This is a genomic window from Clostridium tepidiprofundi DSM 19306, assembly GCF_001594005.1.
In the GTDB taxonomy this organism is placed as follows: domain Bacteria; phylum Bacillota; class Clostridia; order Clostridiales; family Clostridiaceae; genus Clostridium_AC; species Clostridium_AC tepidiprofundi.
On sequence record NZ_LTBA01000008.1, the window covers coordinates 35531 to 54151 of the forward strand.

Below are 18621 nucleotides of genomic sequence, written 5' to 3' on the forward strand. Positions count from 1 at the left end.
ACTCCTTTCAAATTGTTCAAATCATATATTTTTAGATGAAATAGCAAGTTCAAATAATTCATCAATTAATACATCATATGGTTTTCCACTTGCTTCCCATAGTTTTGAGTACATACTTATCTTTGTGAATCCAGGTATTGTATTCACCTCATTAGTATATATTTCGTCAGTATTTTTATCAACAAGAAAATCAACTCTTGCCATTCCACGACAATCTAAAATTTTATACACTTCAATTGCTCTTTGCCTTATTTCATTTATCTTCTCATCAGACAATCTTGCTGGAATAATTAATTCTGAATCCTCGCTCTCATATTTTGCTTCATAATCATAAAACTCTTTAGACGGCTCAATCTCTCCAGGTATTGAAGCTTCTACACTTTCATTTCCTAAAACTGAAACTTCCACTTCTTTAGCATTTATAGCTTTTTCAATCAATACTTTACTATCGTATTTTAAAGCTTCATCAATACCATTGATTAACTCTTGCCTATTATGAGCTTTTGTTATTCCAACAGATGAACCACTATTTGATGGTTTAATAAACAAATCATATCCAATGTTTTTTTCGATATCATTGATTATATTATCTTTATTTTTAGTATATTCATAGCTTTTTATTATAAAATATTCCGCTTGTTTTATTCCAAATCTATCCAATAAAAATTTTGTATATACCTTGTCCATACATAATGCAGATGACAATACACCCGCTCCTACACATGGTATACTTAATAATTTACACATTCCTTGTATAGTTCCATCTTCTCCATATAATCCATGCAATACTGGAAAAACCACATCTACAGCTCTATCAAATAAGAGTTTTTGTCCATTCTCCACTTTGTTTTCATAATCATTTTCCCATGTGCCATTTTCAATATTTAAAATATTACCGTTATATTGAAACCATTGCCCATCTTTTGTAATACCTATAGGATACACAATATATTTATCGTAATCTATATTTCTTAATACAGAAGCAGCCGATAATAATGAAACCTCATGCTCTGTTGATTGCCCTCCAAATAAAATAGCTACTTTTTTTTTCATCAATACTTCTCCCTTCAAATTTTGTTATCCCTATAATTATATCAAAAAAAACATATCATATTACAATGAATTTAATACTATCTTCAATTCGTAATATACAATATTTATATTTAATGCACATATATTTTGTATTGATGTTCACTGTAAAAATCTTTACATGCTACATTTTTTCGTTGTACTGTATATGATAAAAATTCAAATTACTTATTGAAGTTAATACTATCTTCAATAAGTAATATATCACAACTTCAGGTGGAGACTCTACTTCACCTGAAGCAAAATTTCTCATCAACTACCTTATATGGTTAATTTTCCGTTAGGGGTATTGATTATTTCAATAATTTTTTGCTCATGACCAGTTTGTGCATTAATGTAAACAATAAAATTTTTTCCTTTATACTGGCCGGCAAATTCATAACATAAAACTTCTTTATTTGTTTCTGTAGGCACAATTGCTAACTTAACAGAGTTTATTTTTAATCTCTTACCTACCTTTTTGTATGCTTCACTTTTAGTAATTGTAGGCTCTGATATTTTTCTATTGTCTATATGCGATGTTAGATATTTTTCTGCTTCAACTCCTATAATTTCGCCATCATCTAATGCTATTTTTAATTTAATCTGATCAGGATAGACCATAATTCCATTCTGATTGTAAACATAGTTTATAACCTCATACTTTTTATAATTCAATGTATATGTTGAAACCATATTTTTGTATCCCATTCTCTCTAGAAAATTTTTTCCTATTTTAAGAGCCTCTTTCTCACTTATTTTGGGATTAGTAATAGTTTTATTATCAAGTAAATAAACTATTCTACCTCCATTTTTACTCACTTCACATATTACAGATGAATCATTCTTTTTTCGATTTTTCATATTTACATTAAATCTATACGAAGGTATATTGGTTTTTCCATCTGAACTAATAACTTTAATATTTGAAATTTTTTCTTTTCCTAAAACATATTTAACTATTTCAGATGCTTTATGCTGTGAAATTTTCTTTTGTTTTAATATTCTCGGTTTGATTTCCTGCACATTATCTGAGAATGGTCCATCATATATAAGTGCTGGATATTGTGCAATTTGCTTTTGAATTCCTTCAAATTTTTTTGATATTTGTTTTTCGCCACTAGTTTTAGCAAATACGCCTGTTACTTTTTTCCTAATCTCACCCCATTTAACATTACCTTCATTTATATCAGAAAGCACTTTATTAAGTTCAGCCTCTAATTGAAAGGATTCTTCTTCAAGCATATCTATTTTATTATAATCAGCATCAGTCAACTCCTTTCCTTTTGAAGCAGACGCTGCAAGTGAATAGCAAAAATCTCCTACACGTGATAAAAATGCACTCGTATCTCCTAATACTTCTTGAGAAATTGGAAGTGAATGTAGTTTATCATTAGCTATACTAGCATATCTAAATATTTCACTAAAAACAATAATATTTTGCTCACTAGAACCAATAATAGCTGACTTGCTTAAATTAGATCTTATATTTTGTACTGAATTAATCAAGTCATACATATTTTTACTATATTGTCCTTGCAAATAATTCCTATAATCCGTTCTTTCTAACGTCATAAGAATTGCAAATGTAGTAGTAAAAACCACAATAAGTGTTACAACACAAGTGTATACTATTCTTTTTTTAGTCATATTGGTCTTCATTTAAGTACTCCTTTCATAATTTACTAACATATAGTTTTTACCACAATAAACAGTTTTATGTATGCACATTGAAATAAAGAACTATCTGAAATTGCACTTATTCAAATAAATTATGCCTTTATGTACATACTAAAATAGAGAGCACACTCTATTGAATATTATGAGTGTACTCTCTTAATAATTTTATCTATTATTTCAACTATTTTAAATTTAACTTTAACTGTCTTATCATCTAACTTAACATAATCCTTATCAAAAGCTCTTTTTTCTATAGCTTTTTTTTCTATAGCTTTCTTTATTACTTCATCCCTTATCATTTTTTTAATTTTTTCATCTTTCATATTATTTATGAGATTATATTCATCATCAGTAAGAACACTTTTCATTAATTTTTCTGTTTCCTCGTAAGAAACTTCTGATTTAGTAATATCAACAAAACACAAAGGTGGAAACATAACACACCACCAATTATGTCCTTGTCCCTCTCCAATTATTATTCTATACGCTTCATATTTTCCAGGTGGAAGAGTAATATTACCATATGTTTTAATAGGAAAATTTTCATTAGAAAGAGCTACTTTAACACTATAATTATAGCCACTTTGTTTTATAATCTTTCTAGCCAATTTTATTATTTCATCACTATTATCAAGCAATATTTTCCTACATTCTTCAATATTACTGATTTTCTTAAGCTTCGGAGACATATAACCAAGCACCTCATCCCTAATCCTTAATTTTAGTGCTTGATCATTATTAGAATCACTATTTGCAATAACATGAAATCTTATTATTTTTGAAGCTATGCTCTCTTGTGTAGGTTTTTTATATATTATCATGCTTGATACAAATACAAAAATAATAATAGAACACAATATTGATAAAACTATTTTATTCAAGAATACACACCCCTATCCAACTTATCAATCATTTTATAAGCTATTTATGCTTGTATATGTAAATTATTGACAAGTTATTGGCATTCTATTCATTTAGTTATTCCAATTCTTCTTATTTTTGCATTTATATTAATTTTAACATAGGATGATGAAAATATTTCTTTCCAATCGTCTTTTATTTCTTTCCATAATTTTGGCTTAAATTTTTCAATATATTCATTCAATCCAAATAAATCAATACCAAACTTCTGTTGTGTCATTTTTACTATTTTCTCGCACTCTTGACTCAATGAATTATCAATGTTATTCTCTATTTCAGCTAAAACCTTTTTAGAAAACACTTTTTTATCTGTAGCATATTCCTTCATTCTTCCTTCTAATTTTATATCTATTGTAAATAATAATTTATCATCATTTATCTTTTTTACGCTGACCTTTCTTTCAATACCTTCTATCATATAATCAATTGGATGGCCATCTTTAATTATGACCTTTTTGCCACCTTTTAATTTACCTCTTATCAATTCTAAATCAGAAGTTTCTACTTGATTTAGTATACCTTTAATTTTATAATTTTCTATTACTACAGTACCTGATAGTTTTACTTCATTTTTCTCTTTATCTAGTTTTATTCTAGGAACAATAGCATTCCCATTCTCACTCAATGAAATAAGCAGTTCATTTAAAGTCACAGGGAATATAGATGCATTTCTAGTGCAATTTTCCATCAGTCCAGAAATATATGTTTCTATATTTTTCTCCATTTCTGGTTTGAATTTTACATAATCCTCTGCTTTACCTTCAGCAATCACTACAAGCATCATCCTATTTATTAATGGTTGTCTTTGGAAATAATCCACAACTTCTTTTACTATTTCGGGATACATCATTATTTCATTGCTTAGTATCAATAGTTTCATGTGCCCCAAATGAATATTTCTGCTACTTTTTGATATAGCATATGATATACCATCTTCAACTGAATATGCCTCTGTAACTATAGTCTTTTCCTCTGCACTTCCTTCCTTACCAGGTCCTAATTTGCTGATATTTGGATAACCAAAAGTAACATTTAATACTTTTAATCTTCTTTCAGGAAAAGGATCATTAGGATCAACCTTTTTTAATTCATCCACTTTAGAGATATCTTTACCTATATCAACACCAACAGTAGATACAAAGCTCTTCTTATCTATCTCAACTTTATCCCAACATCCTGTAAGCATTATTGAACATAAAACAATAGCCAATATATTTTTGATTTTCATCTACTTAACTCCCTTCATCTTCACCTTGCTAAAACCAAATAAAGTTAAAGGTATAATTACCACTGTTATTAATGAAAATATAGGCATTATTTTAGATTTAACATAATATACTTCAGCAATATTTTCTGGTATCAATGTTACTACATATATAAGCGGTGAAATAATTATTGGAGCTAAATTTATACTCCCTATATTGAAAACATCTTTAATTATTTCTGCCGAAAAATAATACGCATTTACAAATGTCGTAAAATAAAACATTATCCAAAATGACATAACTATGCCTTCCCATCTTTCCACAAAAGCACCCGGCATATCTATTGATTTAATCATAGATATTGTTGGCCATAGAAGAACTTTCGTTTGTTCTAGTGAAAAAACAAATAATGAAAATACAGTAACAACTATATAAAAAATAGATACGAATCCTATGCTTTTAACTAAAATTCTTGAAGTATTATCATCGTTTTTTATATATGGAATAATCAAATAAGCTATATTTATTCCTGTAAATGCAATTAAAGATACTGGTATAGCCTTTAAATACTCTATAGGCTTATTTTGTAATATTGGTAAAACATTTGTGAAATCTGCATTCTTGAGAGAAAAAAGCATTATTATAAATAGTGGAATAGTCATAATCCAAAACACTACTTGATTAAATCTTATTAAGTTACCAATTTTCCCTCTTATAAGATATGTACCCACTAATATCATACATATTATTATGAATTCTGTAGGTGTTTTTTCTAATAAAAACATCTTCAATACTTCATCAAAAATTCTCATACCTATAGAAATAAAAATTATATTGTTAATTACAAATACAATTGCAATCAGTTTACCAATAAATTTCCCAAAATTATTTTCTAGAATGTTTGTAAAAGTATCAAATTTGTTAAGTTTAACACATTTGTAGATTATATATAATAGTCCAAATGTTATTATTCCTGAAATAATAGTTATTAACCAACCATCATTTCCTATTGCATCAGCTAACTCTCTTGGATACGAAAATATTCCAACTCCCATTACGCTTACAACTATAGTAGAAAAAACTCCAAATCGTCCTATGAATTTTTGTTGTTGCATATCATCACCACTCATTATTCATTTCTAATTTTATCTCCAGTCCCCATAAATCTCGGTCTGTCTTTAAATTTTGATATAGGTGCTCTAATAAACATATCTTTAAAATCCCTAGTATTAGGGTTTACAATTGGAGATAAATATGGCACTCCAAAACTTTCTAGTTTTACTAAATGTATAATTAGAACCGTTAATCCAAGAATTATACCATATAATCCAATTATCGCAGATGCTATTATTAACAAAAATCTCACCATCCTGAGAGCCGATACAACTTCATAATTAGGCGTTACAAAAGTTGTAATAGCAGTCCATGATACTATCATTATCATTATTGGGCTCACAATACCTGCACTAACCGCTGCCTGACCTATTATCAGCCCTCCAACAATACCTATAGTTGCACCGATTGGTTTTGGCAATCTAACAACAGCCTCCATAAGCATTGCAAAACTAAATTCCATTATTATAGCTTCAATAAAAGCAGGAAATGGGACACCCTCTCTTGATGCTGCAATAGAGTATGCTAACTTTGTTGGTATTATTGATGTATGATATGATGTTACAGCAACATAAAGTGCTGGTAGTATCAATGATATTACTATTCCTACAAATCTCAGTATTCTTACAAGTGACGAATTTATCCACCTTTGATTGTAATCATCTGGTGTTTGAAAAAAAGCTGGCAAAGTAGCAGGTGCAATAATAGCAAAAGGAGAGTTATCGACAAGAATAGCAACTCTTCCTTCATACAATGCAGAGGCTACTACATCAGGTCTTTCTGTCGTCTGCAACTGTGGAAATAGTGACATTTTATTGTCCTCTATCAATTGCTCTACATAAGCACTATCTAAAACTGCATCAATATTAATATTATCTATCCTATCTTTTACCTCTTTCAATATATCTTTATTAACTATATCATCAATATACATTATCGCTATATCAGTCTTAGATCTTTTCCCTACAACTCCTCTTTCTTCCTTAAATCTAGTATCACGAATCCTTCGTCTCACCAATGCTGTATTAAACCTTATCGTTTCAGTAAAGCCATCCCTCGCTCCTCGTATTACTGTTTCACCTGATGGCTCTGACACCCCTCTCACCGGCCAATAACGTGTTGCTATAACGTAAGCAATATTTAAACCATCTATAAACATAAGTGTATCACCAGACAATGCTGCATTTACACCCTCACTCAGCTTTTTAACTTCTCTCATGTCTGTTACAGTTAATAGATTATCTCTTATGTCTTGTGGTTTGGTAACATCATTTATTGAAGAATATGTAATCATAAGTGGCTCTAAAACATATTCATTAAGCAAAATTTTATCTGCCATACCATCTATATAAACTATTGATGCTTTCCATTTACCAATATTAAATTTTCTAAATATTATATCTGAATTATCTTTCAAAAGTTCTTCTATGTATTCAAGATTTTCTTCAGCACTCAAGCTTATATTATCTCTTATCTGTTCTTTCAATTAAATTCACTTCCTTAGTTTTCTAAGCTATCTGCCTGGCAACAAATAATATTGTTGAAAGTACTATCATTATGATACCTAGCTTTTTAGCTTTATTAGCAACATTATGTTTTTCTTCTCTTGTATACTTCTTATGATCAACAAAAATCATAACAAATCCTTCTATGTACATCATAATCAAAAAATATATGTCAAATAAATCTAATATTTTCATATACATTAAATATCTCCCCTAAATAAATTCATTTTAATAAACTTTACTCATTATTTATTGAACTCAAAAACTTTGAAAGAACTTTACATTTCATCATCAATCTAAAAGACAACAGTACTCAATGCTCAAAAATACAAAGTCTACTATTTCTGTCAAAAGAATTTGCAGAATGCACAGTATATATTCAATGCACAAAAATATAAATTCTACTTTTAATGATATAATTGATACAAATGAAAATCTTTTCTAGTAAGTAGTCTTCGCTGCATTAGTATAAAATATACACGGGAATTTATAATTGAGAATAGAAAATAGTAAAGGTGGAAATTGCTTCGCAATTTATTTGAATGAGAGTGTCAGTTGGCTAGTTTGCTAGTGACTAGTAGAGGTTGAAATTGCTATGCAATTTCTTAAATAAAGATTGCCAGTTGGTCAGTTTGCTAGTGACTAGTTAATGATGAAATCGTTATACGATTTTTTTAAACAAGACTGCCAGTTACAAGTCGGCTAGTAACTAGTTATGGTAAATCTGTGCTGGAGACTGGGGACTAAGACAAAGTCACTAATCGCCAATCACCAAAGCAAATTGTTACTTTGATGAAAATTAATACTTAGAAGTTTGTTCTTAATAGATGCTGGTTCTCAAATCACAAATTTGTACTGGAAACTAGCCCTCTAACACCCTGGCAAACTTGCTTCATTTCTAGTACCTAAAACAGATACTGGTATACAAATGGTAAATCTGTACTGAAGACTAAAACAAAATCGCCAATCTCCAGTAACCAGTCGCCAAAGCAGATTGTGACTTTTATGAAAATTAATACTTAGGACTTTATTCTTAAATAGATAGTAGTTCTTAAGTCACAAATTTGTACTGGAAACTAGAGATTGGAGACTAAAACAGAGTTACCAACCACCAGTAACCAGTCGCCAAAGCAGATTGTGACTTTGATAGACATTAGTACCTAGAATCTTATTCTTAAATAGATGCCAGTTTTCAAGTTACAAATCTGTATTGGAGATTGGAGACTGGCGACTAGAAACTAGCCCTCTAGCAAACTCGTTTTAACCCTTAGTACCTTCTTTTCTCTCCTAGCACCTGGTACCTAATCCCTAGTCCCTTGACTAATTTAAATCGTTCTTGTAATAAATACATCATCATATTTAGATTTAAAAATATCATAGCATTTCTGAGCTTTAAGCATATCATCAAAAAAACCATACACAGTCGGCCCACTTCCACTCATAAGACTTCCTAATGCACCATACCTAATCATACCATCTTTTATATTTCTAATGGTATGATATTTTTTTAGGGTAACATTTTCTAAAACATTTTTTAAGTACTTACATGTTTCTCCTAATTCTTGATGACTGATACTTTCAATTAAAGCTTGTGTATTAACATGTTTTATTATTTTATTTATATCCAAACTCTTATATACATTTTTAGTTGATACTCCAAAGTTAGGCTTAACCAAGACCAATATATGTCCCTTAAACGCATTCAAAGGTGTTATAATTTCACCAATTCCTTCGCACAAAGCAGTCCCTCCCGTAATACAATATGGAACATCTGCACCTATTTTTAAACCTAGTTTCATAAGTTCTTGATTATTCACATCTACATTAAAAAGCTTTCTCATAGCTTTCAACACTGCCGCAGCATCTGTACTACCGCCAGCTAATCCTGCTGCAACAGGTATATTTTTATGTATATTTATGTTTACACCTGAATCAATCTTGTATGTATCTAGAAAAAGTTTTGCAGCCTTATATGCTAAATTTCTTTCATCTGTAGGAACATATTCTTTATTACATTTTATGCTAATACCTTTATAGCATTTTTCTATATTTATTAAATCATACAGTTCAATTTGCTGCATAATCATTTTTAGCAAATGATAACCATCATCCCTCTTCCCAACTACATCAAGTGATATATTTATTTTCGCATATGCTTTTATTTCCATTTTATCAGCTTCACCCCTATTTACTCACAATTATGTGAATTATATATTATAGAAATAGTATATTACAAAAACATTGAATAGTGAACTTTAATTAGGGAATAAAGAATAGTGTAGGCTAGTTGTCAGTTGATGATGAAATCGCTACACGATTTTTCAAAGGTTATCATTTAATATAAAGTTGTTATGCAATTTCTTGAACATAATAAAAAAACTCCATAGGGAGTTCTAATTTTAAAAAATACTATTTAACCAATTTCAAATGAGCTATATCTGCTAAGTTTTTACCGCTAATAGCTTCAACAAGAGTTAGTTCCTTAGATACATTATCAATTTTATCAAGCATTTCAGTATGTCTTGTTGCATTTTTAGACTCTAAATCATCAAATTTGTTTTCCAAATTATCCAATTTTGTCATAACTTCTTTATGATTATTATCTACCTTATTATTAATATTATCTACTTTAGTATTTAAAGTCACAATTTCTTTATGGTTATCTTCTACCTTAGCATTAAGTGCTACAATTTCCTTATAATTATTATCTACCTTATTATTAATATTATCTACTTTAGTATTTAAGGTCACAATTTCTTTATGGTTATCTCCTACCTTAGCATTAAGTGCCACAATTTCCTTATAATTATTATCTACCTTATTATTAATATTATCTACTTTAGTATTTAAGGTCACAATTTCTTTATGGTTATCTCCTACCTTAACATTAAGTGCCATAATTTCTTTATGGTTGTCTTCTACTTTAGCATTAAGTGCCATAATTTCTTTATGGTTGTCTTCTACTTTAGCATTAAGTGCCCTAATTTCTTTATAGTTGTCTTCTACTTTACTGTCAAGTGCCATTACCTGATTTTGTAATTGAGACAATATTTGCAATATCTTTTCTTCATTGTTCATTCGCACTCACTCCTCTCTTTGAGTATATTTCAACACATTTGAATACAAATTTCAATACATTTAATAGCTTACAGTCCACTCCTAACAAATTAATCTCAATATTATTATACACTAATTTATCAGCCTAATAAACTCAGAATATTTTTCCAATAAAAACAAACATCGATTCAGAAAACCTTACATAAAGAATAGAGAATAGGGAATAGGGAATAGTAAGGGTTGAAATTGTAGTGCAAGTTGGGAGTTGAGCAGTTATCAGTTGGATAGTTAATTTCGAAATTACTGTGTAATTTCTTCAAATAAAATTACTAGTTGGTCAGTTTGTTAGTGGGCTAGTGTCCAGTTAATGTTGAAATCGTTACACGATTTCCTAAATGTATATAAAAACATTTGGTGATTATAAGCATATAGTAATCAAGTTACGAATCTGTGCTAGCCCTCTAGCCCTCTAGCAGCCTAGCAAACTTATTTTAACGCTTAGTACCTAAAACAGATACTGGTTCTCAAGTCACAAATTTGTACTGGAGACTAGAGACTAAAACAAAGTTGCCAATCACCAATCGCCAAAACAGATTGTAACTTAGTTAGAGATTAAAACCTAGCCCCTAGTCCCTTCTTCTTTCTCCTAGCACCTGTAACCTTATCATCAAGTGTGTACTATATTATCGCTCTTCCTGGTATTAATAATTTTTGACCTATCATAATATTATCAGGATCTTCAATATTATTCAATTTAACCAAATCATCAATAGTAGTAAAATAACGTTTTGCAATTTTCCACAATGTATCACCATTCTGAACTACATAAATTGTAATACTTGCCTTTTTATTAGGAATATCACCATCACTCTGACATAGATCAACCAAAAATTCCTTGTGAACATTATAGTTTACCAATGCATAAACCTTTATTAATGCCTTAACTGCTATTGTACCCGCTTCTATATCAGCTTCAATATTCTCGAGACTTATCTTACACAAGCATTGCATATTTATTTTTACTCCAGGAATATCAAGTGCACACGTAAAAGGTATTTCATCCTCAACTGCAGAGATCTGTTTCCCTTCATCAACAGTCTTGTAGAGTACTGACGTTTTTGTTACCCCTTCTATTACTACTTTATCCTCAAGAATCTTCTTATCCGTAATGAATACATCTCCAGTACACATAATAACTTTTCTCGGCTTAGGTACGTCATTATCCAATTCAATTTCACCTTTTACAACCTTTTCGTCATTAACTGGTGTAAGCATCACATTCATAGTGTATTCTCTCTTATCCATATCAAGCAGCATAGATGGTGAATATGCATCTTCTATCATATCTATCTCTTCTCTATGCATAACCTTAATATTTGTTTTTACGAGTAAATCAACATCAACAATTCTACTTTCGCCTAAATCATCTTCTCTAATAGCAAAATCAACATTATACACATTAAAATCAGAACAATTCTCCATAAATGAATTTGCTCTATCCATTTCAACTTCTTTTTCTAATTCTGCTTCATCTTCAATAAAATATACATCACTGTCATTGTCCGATTTATACAATAATTTTATGCAAGCCATGGCCTCTATTTTAACTTTTTCTTCCATTACTTTAACATTTTTCTTATGAAGAATTATATCATATTTTATTATTTTATCTATTTCTGGTTTATCCATTGGAATTTTGATATGTTTTTGAGCAAGTATTTCTGTATTGATATCTCCAATAATTTTATCTATCATAGTTGGGTTCTTCCAGAATTGAATATCATCTGAATTGGTTACATCTTTTACAATTTCGTAATCATATTTCCTGTAGATATTACATTTAAGTTGAATTATTCCTTCTATGCATATCTTACGTTCATTAATAATATTGCATTCCATATGTTCAACATAACATTCCGGTTCGCATACATTGTCTTGAGACAGACTTTCACATTCAACTGAATTTGAAAATCCCGTCGAATAATTTACATTGTACACTTCCCTTTTGTCATTAACATTTGTAACATACAATAAATTATATTCTATCTGCCCTTCTAAAAGTATCTTATCGTCTAAAACCTCTTTATTTATTATCCTTGGTTTTGCATCTAACATTAATATCTCGATTACATCTGGATGAGTATCAGGTATTACATACTCATCTCTCACAATAGTATCTACTGAATTTTCCATCTGCAATTGTTCATATTCTATATTTTCTTTAACCAATTCCATGGATTTTCCTCCTTTATATAATACCTACTATTAATTTATATAGGTATTAAGAGGAAAATATGAGGCTTTATTAATTTTTTTTGTGTTAAATTACGATACTGAATATTCCAATTGAACTGTTTTAGTCAAAACATCTGAATAGCTGTAGGATATTCTTCTATGACTATCATTTAATCTTACAACAAAAATACTAGAATAGGTGTTTTCTATTATACCATCTTTAATAAACACCTTTCTTCTTCCTCCTATATCTTTCAACATGACTTTTTCCCCTACGTGACTTTCTATTTCTTTTTTTATTGTACTGAGCTGCTCGATTTTCTTCAATGCTTTCACCCTTTCATCTTTATTATTTATTTAAGCTAAAATAATCACCTACCTACATTATTCCTAAAACTCTAAATAATTATGCATAATTTTACAGTTATTTTAAACGCACTACACCTATATTTTAATTATTCTCGGTTCATTTCCTTTTTACCTTCTTTTTTCTAAAAAAAAGTAAGAAATATTAAAATTTCTTACTTTATATAAAGCGATTTAGGAAATCCCTCTCTATATTTGCCCCGTGTCTGCATTCCTCCAATGCCTTTTGTTCCCGTTATCGTATTATAAATTACATCTTTAATGGATACAACCTTATCTATATTGGTATAAGCTATTTTTTCACACACTAGTACAGGGTCAAGACAGTGAATCAAAACTCTATTAGGTGAACTTGCAAAATTAGCACCTGCATCAAGTATTGCTTCATAACATGATTGACATGCACCTGCAAAAATAACCAAATCGTCATAATCAGGTTCATATTGTCTTAATTGTATAACCGACTCTACGAAATATTTAGAATTCCTATAATTATCTATATCAATATAATTTTTTGCATTCCTTATCATTCCATCATGTCCAGTCAATACAACTATATCCGGTCTATATTCTTTTACTAGCTCGACTATTATTTCTGGCTGCCTATTTTCTGGAACAACCTTTCCAACCACATTAATAGATAATTCCCTATAAGTTTTTAAACATACTTCTAAATATTCTTTGTCACCATCTATATGAAGAACTTTTCCTGGTCTCCCAAAAAACATTTTTTCATCAAATTCTTGATTTACATTTTTCTTAAAATTCTTATTTTTTCTCATGATTTTGCTTTTTTTTAAAAGATCAGAATAAACCAAATACTCTTTTTCTCTTTGCCTTAATATTTTCTTAATACATCTAGTTGCATTTTCGTTAAAAATTTTATCCATCTTGCCCAAATAATAATTCGATACAATTTCCAAATCATCTAATGGAGCATCTGCTTCTATTCTTAGATTAACACCTTTTAGTATATAAACTTGCTCCCCACTTTCATTTTCCTTTATTCCAATTATCTTAAATGTTATATCTTCACCATACGATCTTCTAACAACAAAATCTCCAACTTTCATACATATCAGCTCCATACAATACTTAGATACTATTAGTATATGATTTTAACTCTATTCTGTGAAAGTGGACAAAGGCTAATTAGAAAACCTTAATCAGAGAATAGTGAATAGTGAATATAGAATAGTAAAGGTTGAAATTGCTACACAATTTCTTCAAATGAGAGTGCCAGTTGGCTAGTTTGCTAGTCGTCAATTAATGATAAAATCGCTACACGATTTTTTTAACAAGACTGCCAATTTTCCAGTGGGCTAGCTACTAGTTTTAGTTTGGAAATTACTGTGTAATTTCCCCTAAATAAGGCATTCGAAAGAAAATAACAAGTCAAAGATGCGACGTATATTTTGTGAAATACAAAGAGTTGGGTTCCTCTGATAGTAGGTTCTATCAACGGGTTCCAACGATGAAGTAGTTCGCAAAATAGGCTAGCATACTGACTAGTTATTTTTTTGAAAATGCCTAAATACTGCATAAATTCAATAATATTATTTATGCAGTACTTAAAAAACATTATTCAATGTTATATTCTTTTTCAAAATCATGAATGAAATTTATATATGCCTCCTGCTCATCTATCATTAAATTAATCTTCTTAATAAAAGTATTTTGTATCCAACTCGATTCATTATAATAATATCTATTACAAACTCTCCAAAAACGTTGTGGGAACAACAAGAATGCATAAAGTACTCTATATTCATTTTTATTTAATGGACTTATTTCATTATAAGCATCTATTATTAAATTGGCATATTTAATATTCCAATCTCTTCTTTTTAATACTTTTATTATATAATTAGCAATATCATATACTCTTATTTCTCTCTTACTATAATCAAAATCGACAACATTTACCTTCTGATTCTCTCCTATAATTATATTGTGATACGTATAATCGTGGTGACAGAAACTTTTTTCCTCTTCAGCCATTTCACATAATTTCATATAATCCGAATTATTAAGCACTTCCATAGCTTTTTTGCCCAATTCCTTGTAAAATTCCATGTTTTGAATATATTTGTAGTCGAAATCTGTCTTCCTATTCTTCTTTTTTCTAACCATATTACGCATCTTATCAAATGACTTAACCCTCTTTTCCATAAGGTGAGGCCATCTACCTAAATCAGTCTTTAATTTACTATTCTCTGGTGGTTCATACCCCTTAGAAGCCAAATGTAACTCCGCAAGATTTCTTGATGCTATTATCAAGTCTTCATCATTATGAAAATCACATTCTCTTCCGTCAATCCATTCCGATAACGTATAAATATCTTCATTAACGAGAGCATATGGTTGTCCTTCAGTGTTTAAATAGTATCTATCAACATTGGTATATCCATTTTTAATTAAATGCTCTTTTGCACCATATATAAATAATAATTTTTGAATACCATAATTAATTTTTTTTAGACATCTCTTACCATCATTTGTATTTAAAAGGTATATTCCCCTATTAGGAACCATACTTTCAATTACTATATCAAACTGTCTCTCTATTTCAAGTTCTCGCATCATTTTTGTCTACCTCCCTTATATTTTTTACGAATATTTAGTGCTATTTTCTAAATTATTAGCACTATTAATTTCTCCCCTTTACATTTATATGTGATTATTTTTTCAATTAGAAGAAGAATTTCAACATATTGTACTAACACATTTAACATATTGTTAATATAATAAATTATATTCATCATTAAGGAGTTTTATTATGAAAATTGGAATTGATTCTAGAGCAGCAGCGTGGTATAGGGGAACTGGAATTGGAACTTACTCATATCAATTGATAAAATCCCTCAACGAAATAGATTGTATTAATAATTATGTACTTTATTTACCCAAAACTTGCAATTCTAATGTTTCATTTAAAAATAATTTTCGAATTAAACATATTGAATATAAAAGAAATAATAATTTTTGGATAGACGTGAATAATACAATAAATATTTTAAATGATTCTCTCGATATTTTCCATGTACCTCAAAATGGAATAGGTTTATGTTATAATAAAAACTGTCGTTATGTGATAACACTTCACGATATCATTCCCGCAAAAATGCCTGAAACCGTCAGTGATACTTACTTAGAAATATTTAAAAAAGAAATGTCAAAAATAATTCCTCTTTGTGATGGTATAATTACTGTTTCAAATTATTCAAAAGAAGATATTTCAAAAGAGTTCAACTTTCCAAAAGAAAAAATATTTGTAACGTATCTTGCTAGCGAAGAAATATATAAACCTCTTAACATTGCACTAAGTAAAAAAATAATAAAAAAATATCATGGTATTTCTGAAGATTATATTTTATATATTGGTGGCTTTAGTCCTAGAAAAAATATACTTGGACTATTAGACGCTTTCAATATTTTGAAACATAAATACAAATCACAAATCAAACTTATAATCGCAGGGAAAAAAGGGAAATCTTATTATATTTATAAAAAAAGAGTCGAAAAATTGCATTTGGAGAATGATGTTATTTTTACTGGATTCATTCCTATGAAACACATTCCATATCTTTACAATGCATCGAAATTATTTGTATATCCATCATTTTATGAAGGTTTTGGACTTCCTCCTTTAGAAGCTATGGCCTGTGGTATTCCAGTAATAGCTTCTAATACAACATCAATACCAGAAATATTAAAAGATTCTGCTCTCTATATAGATCCATACAATATTGATGACATGTATAAAAAAATTTATAGAGCACTTGTCGATAATAAATTAAGAAGTGAATTAATTAAAAAAGGATTTAAAAGAGTTTCTGAATTGAGTTGGAAAAAAACAGCTGTTGAAACTTTAAATGCATACAAAAAAATTGTTCAACAATAGTCATAGGGCATCCTAAAGGATGCCCTGTATTCAACAACATTATTATTTTCTTAAAACTATATGTTTTCTTTCTTCCCCTTTGTTCCATTCATCAATTATCAAATCTAAATTATGAATAAGCTTAGTTAGTCCTTCTTCAATCATGTCTGTATTAACAACCACTGGAACAAATTTCTTCTTCATTCTATTAATATTAGCACCGAATTGTTTAGATAATAATATTTTGACATCTTCCTTTTTTAAAAATCCTGAAATACCTTTTGCTTTTTTAGGGTCTGCATGTACTTTCTCTTCTTCAGAAGTATTTTCAACCTTTTTTACATATTCAAAACCTTCTTCTGATATTTTATAGATATTATAGTAATTTGCATCACCAAAATGCCTATCAACAAAATTTTTACCATCGTCTGTTGCACAAGCTACTAATAATTCCATTTTTCTTACGCTCCTTCTCAATTAATATTCTTTATCAATTATGATATCATTTATTAATTATATTGTAAATGCACTCAAATATTAATCTATTATTAATCTATTCTGCTTAAGCCAAATTATTTAAAAATTCTTCTCTATCCTGTTTATAATCTACTTTTTTAATTAATCGCCTTATAAAAATATCTTCTGACCAATTTTTTCTAGTATCATAATAGTTTACACATATGCTATAAAAATCCTCAGGAAAATATAACATTCCATATAATACTTCCATTTCTCTATTATCTAAATTATCAAAGTTATTGTAATTAGCAATAATCTGATTTGTTTTTTCCATATCATAAGCAAAATTTTTAATAACCTTGTTTATAAAATTGCACAAATCATGAACCCTTAAATCCAATACTGAATAATCAAAATCTATAAAATACGCCTCTTCATCTTTTATTAATATATTGTGATGAGCCAAGTCGTGATGGCATAATACAATTTTATCCTCCTCACTACACAATTCATGATACTTAGAGTGTTCCAATATTCTTAAGCTCTCATTCATCTGTTTAATATAATAATCAACATTTTCTAAGAATATTTCATCAAATTTACTAGTGTTATCATACAGTAGAACCATTTCCTTAAAAAACATAATTTTATGCAATTTGCGTTCAAAGTTATCTATAATTTTATGCAAATTGTACCTACTTTTAATATTATATTCAAACCCAGAAGAAGCCTTATGCATATTACCTAATGCCCTTGATGTAATTGCTATATCGACTGGATTACTATACTCACATTCTCTCCCTTCTAAAAGATCCATAATGCAATATATTTCTCCATTCCATATAGTATATATATATCCTTCTGTTGTCTTTATGAAATTTATAACCCTATCAAAACCATTATTCTTTAAATATTCCATAGCTGTATAAATAAATCTTAAGTCATCTATAGAATAATCTATTTTCTTTAAGATTTTATCACCTTTATCTGTTCTAAGTATAAAAACTTTTCTTACAGGAACTACATCATAGACATATAAGTTAAATCTTTTAAATAATTCTATATCCAAATCATACAAATTCAAATATTCTCTACACTTATATTTTGAACTGTTCATTCCATCACCTCA

The 18621-nt window shown here is 28.9% G+C and carries 16 protein-coding genes; 1 reads left to right on the forward strand and 15 read right to left on the reverse strand.

Going from position 1 to position 18621, the window contains the following annotated elements; genetic code table 11:
* Positions 1-21: 21 nt before the first annotated feature.
* From CLTEP_RS05380 to CLTEP_RS05440, 13 genes are all read right to left on the reverse strand, one after another.
* A complete protein-coding gene (locus CLTEP_RS05380; protein WP_066823732.1) occupies positions 22-1053 on the reverse strand; it encodes a D-alanine--D-alanine ligase family protein in 1032 nt (343 codons plus the stop codon).
* Positions 1054-1350: 297 nt separating this feature from the next.
* On the reverse strand, positions 1351-2730 hold the full coding sequence (gene ypeB, locus CLTEP_RS05385; RefSeq protein ID WP_066823734.1) for a germination protein YpeB: 1380 nt from the start codon (positions 2728-2730) through the stop codon (positions 1351-1353).
* A gap of 158 nt (positions 2731-2888) precedes the next feature.
* Positions 2889-3629, reverse strand: a complete 741-nt coding sequence (gene spoIIR / locus CLTEP_RS05390; RefSeq protein ID WP_066823737.1) for a stage II sporulation protein R — start codon at positions 3627-3629, stop codon at positions 2889-2891.
* Between the two features lie 89 nt (positions 3630-3718).
* Positions 3719-4897: a Ger(x)C family spore germination protein gene (locus CLTEP_RS05395; protein ID WP_066823741.1), complete on the reverse strand. Its 1179-nt coding sequence runs from the start codon at positions 4895-4897 to the stop codon at positions 3719-3721.
* A complete protein-coding gene (locus CLTEP_RS05400; RefSeq protein ID WP_066823871.1) occupies positions 4898-5989 on the reverse strand; it encodes a GerAB/ArcD/ProY family transporter in 1092 nt (363 codons plus the stop codon).
* A 14-nt stretch (positions 5990-6003) separates the two neighbouring features.
* The gene (locus CLTEP_RS05405) at positions 6004-7473 is read right to left on the reverse strand and encodes a spore germination protein (RefSeq protein ID WP_066823743.1); all 1470 of its coding nucleotides are present in this window, start codon (positions 7471-7473) and stop codon (positions 6004-6006) included.
* Between the two features lie 22 nt (positions 7474-7495).
* Positions 7496-7693 carry a CLC_0170 family protein gene (locus tag CLTEP_RS05410; RefSeq protein ID WP_084364669.1) on the reverse strand — a complete coding sequence of 66 codons (198 nt, stop codon included), beginning with the start codon at positions 7691-7693 and terminating at the stop codon, positions 7496-7498.
* A 1124-nt stretch (positions 7694-8817) separates the two neighbouring features.
* A complete protein-coding gene (gene ispE, locus CLTEP_RS05415; protein WP_066823745.1) occupies positions 8818-9660 on the reverse strand; it encodes a 4-(cytidine 5'-diphospho)-2-C-methyl-D-erythritol kinase in 843 nt (280 codons plus the stop codon).
* A 241-nt stretch (positions 9661-9901) separates the two neighbouring features.
* Complete coding sequence (locus tag CLTEP_RS05420) at positions 9902-10570, reverse strand: coiled-coil domain-containing protein (RefSeq protein WP_066823747.1); 669 nt, start codon at positions 10568-10570, stop codon at positions 9902-9904.
* 657 nt (positions 10571-11227) lie between these two features.
* Positions 11228-12784 (reverse strand): DUF3794 and LysM peptidoglycan-binding domain-containing protein, encoded by a 1557-nt coding sequence (locus CLTEP_RS05425; RefSeq protein WP_066823750.1) that lies wholly within the window; start codon positions 12782-12784, stop codon positions 11228-11230.
* A 90-nt stretch (positions 12785-12874) separates the two neighbouring features.
* On the reverse strand, positions 12875-13111 hold the full coding sequence (locus CLTEP_RS05430; RefSeq protein ID WP_066823753.1) for a Veg family protein: 237 nt from the start codon (positions 13109-13111) through the stop codon (positions 12875-12877).
* Positions 13112-13305: 194 nt separating this feature from the next.
* On the reverse strand, positions 13306-14223 hold the full coding sequence (yabG, locus tag CLTEP_RS05435; protein WP_066823756.1) for a sporulation peptidase YabG: 918 nt from the start codon (positions 14221-14223) through the stop codon (positions 13306-13308).
* A 508-nt stretch (positions 14224-14731) separates the two neighbouring features.
* On the reverse strand, positions 14732-15736 hold the full coding sequence (locus CLTEP_RS05440) for a CotS family spore coat protein (protein ID WP_066823759.1): 1005 nt from the start codon (positions 15734-15736) through the stop codon (positions 14732-14734).
* A 193-nt stretch (positions 15737-15929) separates the two neighbouring features.
* On the opposite strand from CLTEP_RS05440, the gene CLTEP_RS05445 reads away from it, so the two are divergent.
* Positions 15930-17054, forward strand: coding sequence for a glycosyltransferase family 4 protein (locus CLTEP_RS05445; RefSeq protein WP_066823762.1), 1125 nt, complete (start codon positions 15930-15932; stop codon positions 17052-17054).
* 42 nt (positions 17055-17096) lie between these two features.
* Here CLTEP_RS05445 and CLTEP_RS05450 read toward each other — a convergent pair whose 3' ends face one another.
* Both CLTEP_RS05450 and CLTEP_RS05455 read right to left on the reverse strand, forming a co-directional pair.
* Positions 17097-17489: a NifB/NifX family molybdenum-iron cluster-binding protein gene (locus CLTEP_RS05450; protein ID WP_066823764.1), complete on the reverse strand. Its 393-nt coding sequence runs from the start codon at positions 17487-17489 to the stop codon at positions 17097-17099.
* Between the two features lie 106 nt (positions 17490-17595).
* On the reverse strand, positions 17596-18609 hold the full coding sequence (locus CLTEP_RS05455) for a CotS family spore coat protein (RefSeq protein ID WP_066823767.1): 1014 nt from the start codon (positions 18607-18609) through the stop codon (positions 17596-17598).
* Positions 18610-18621 lie beyond the last annotated feature (12 nt).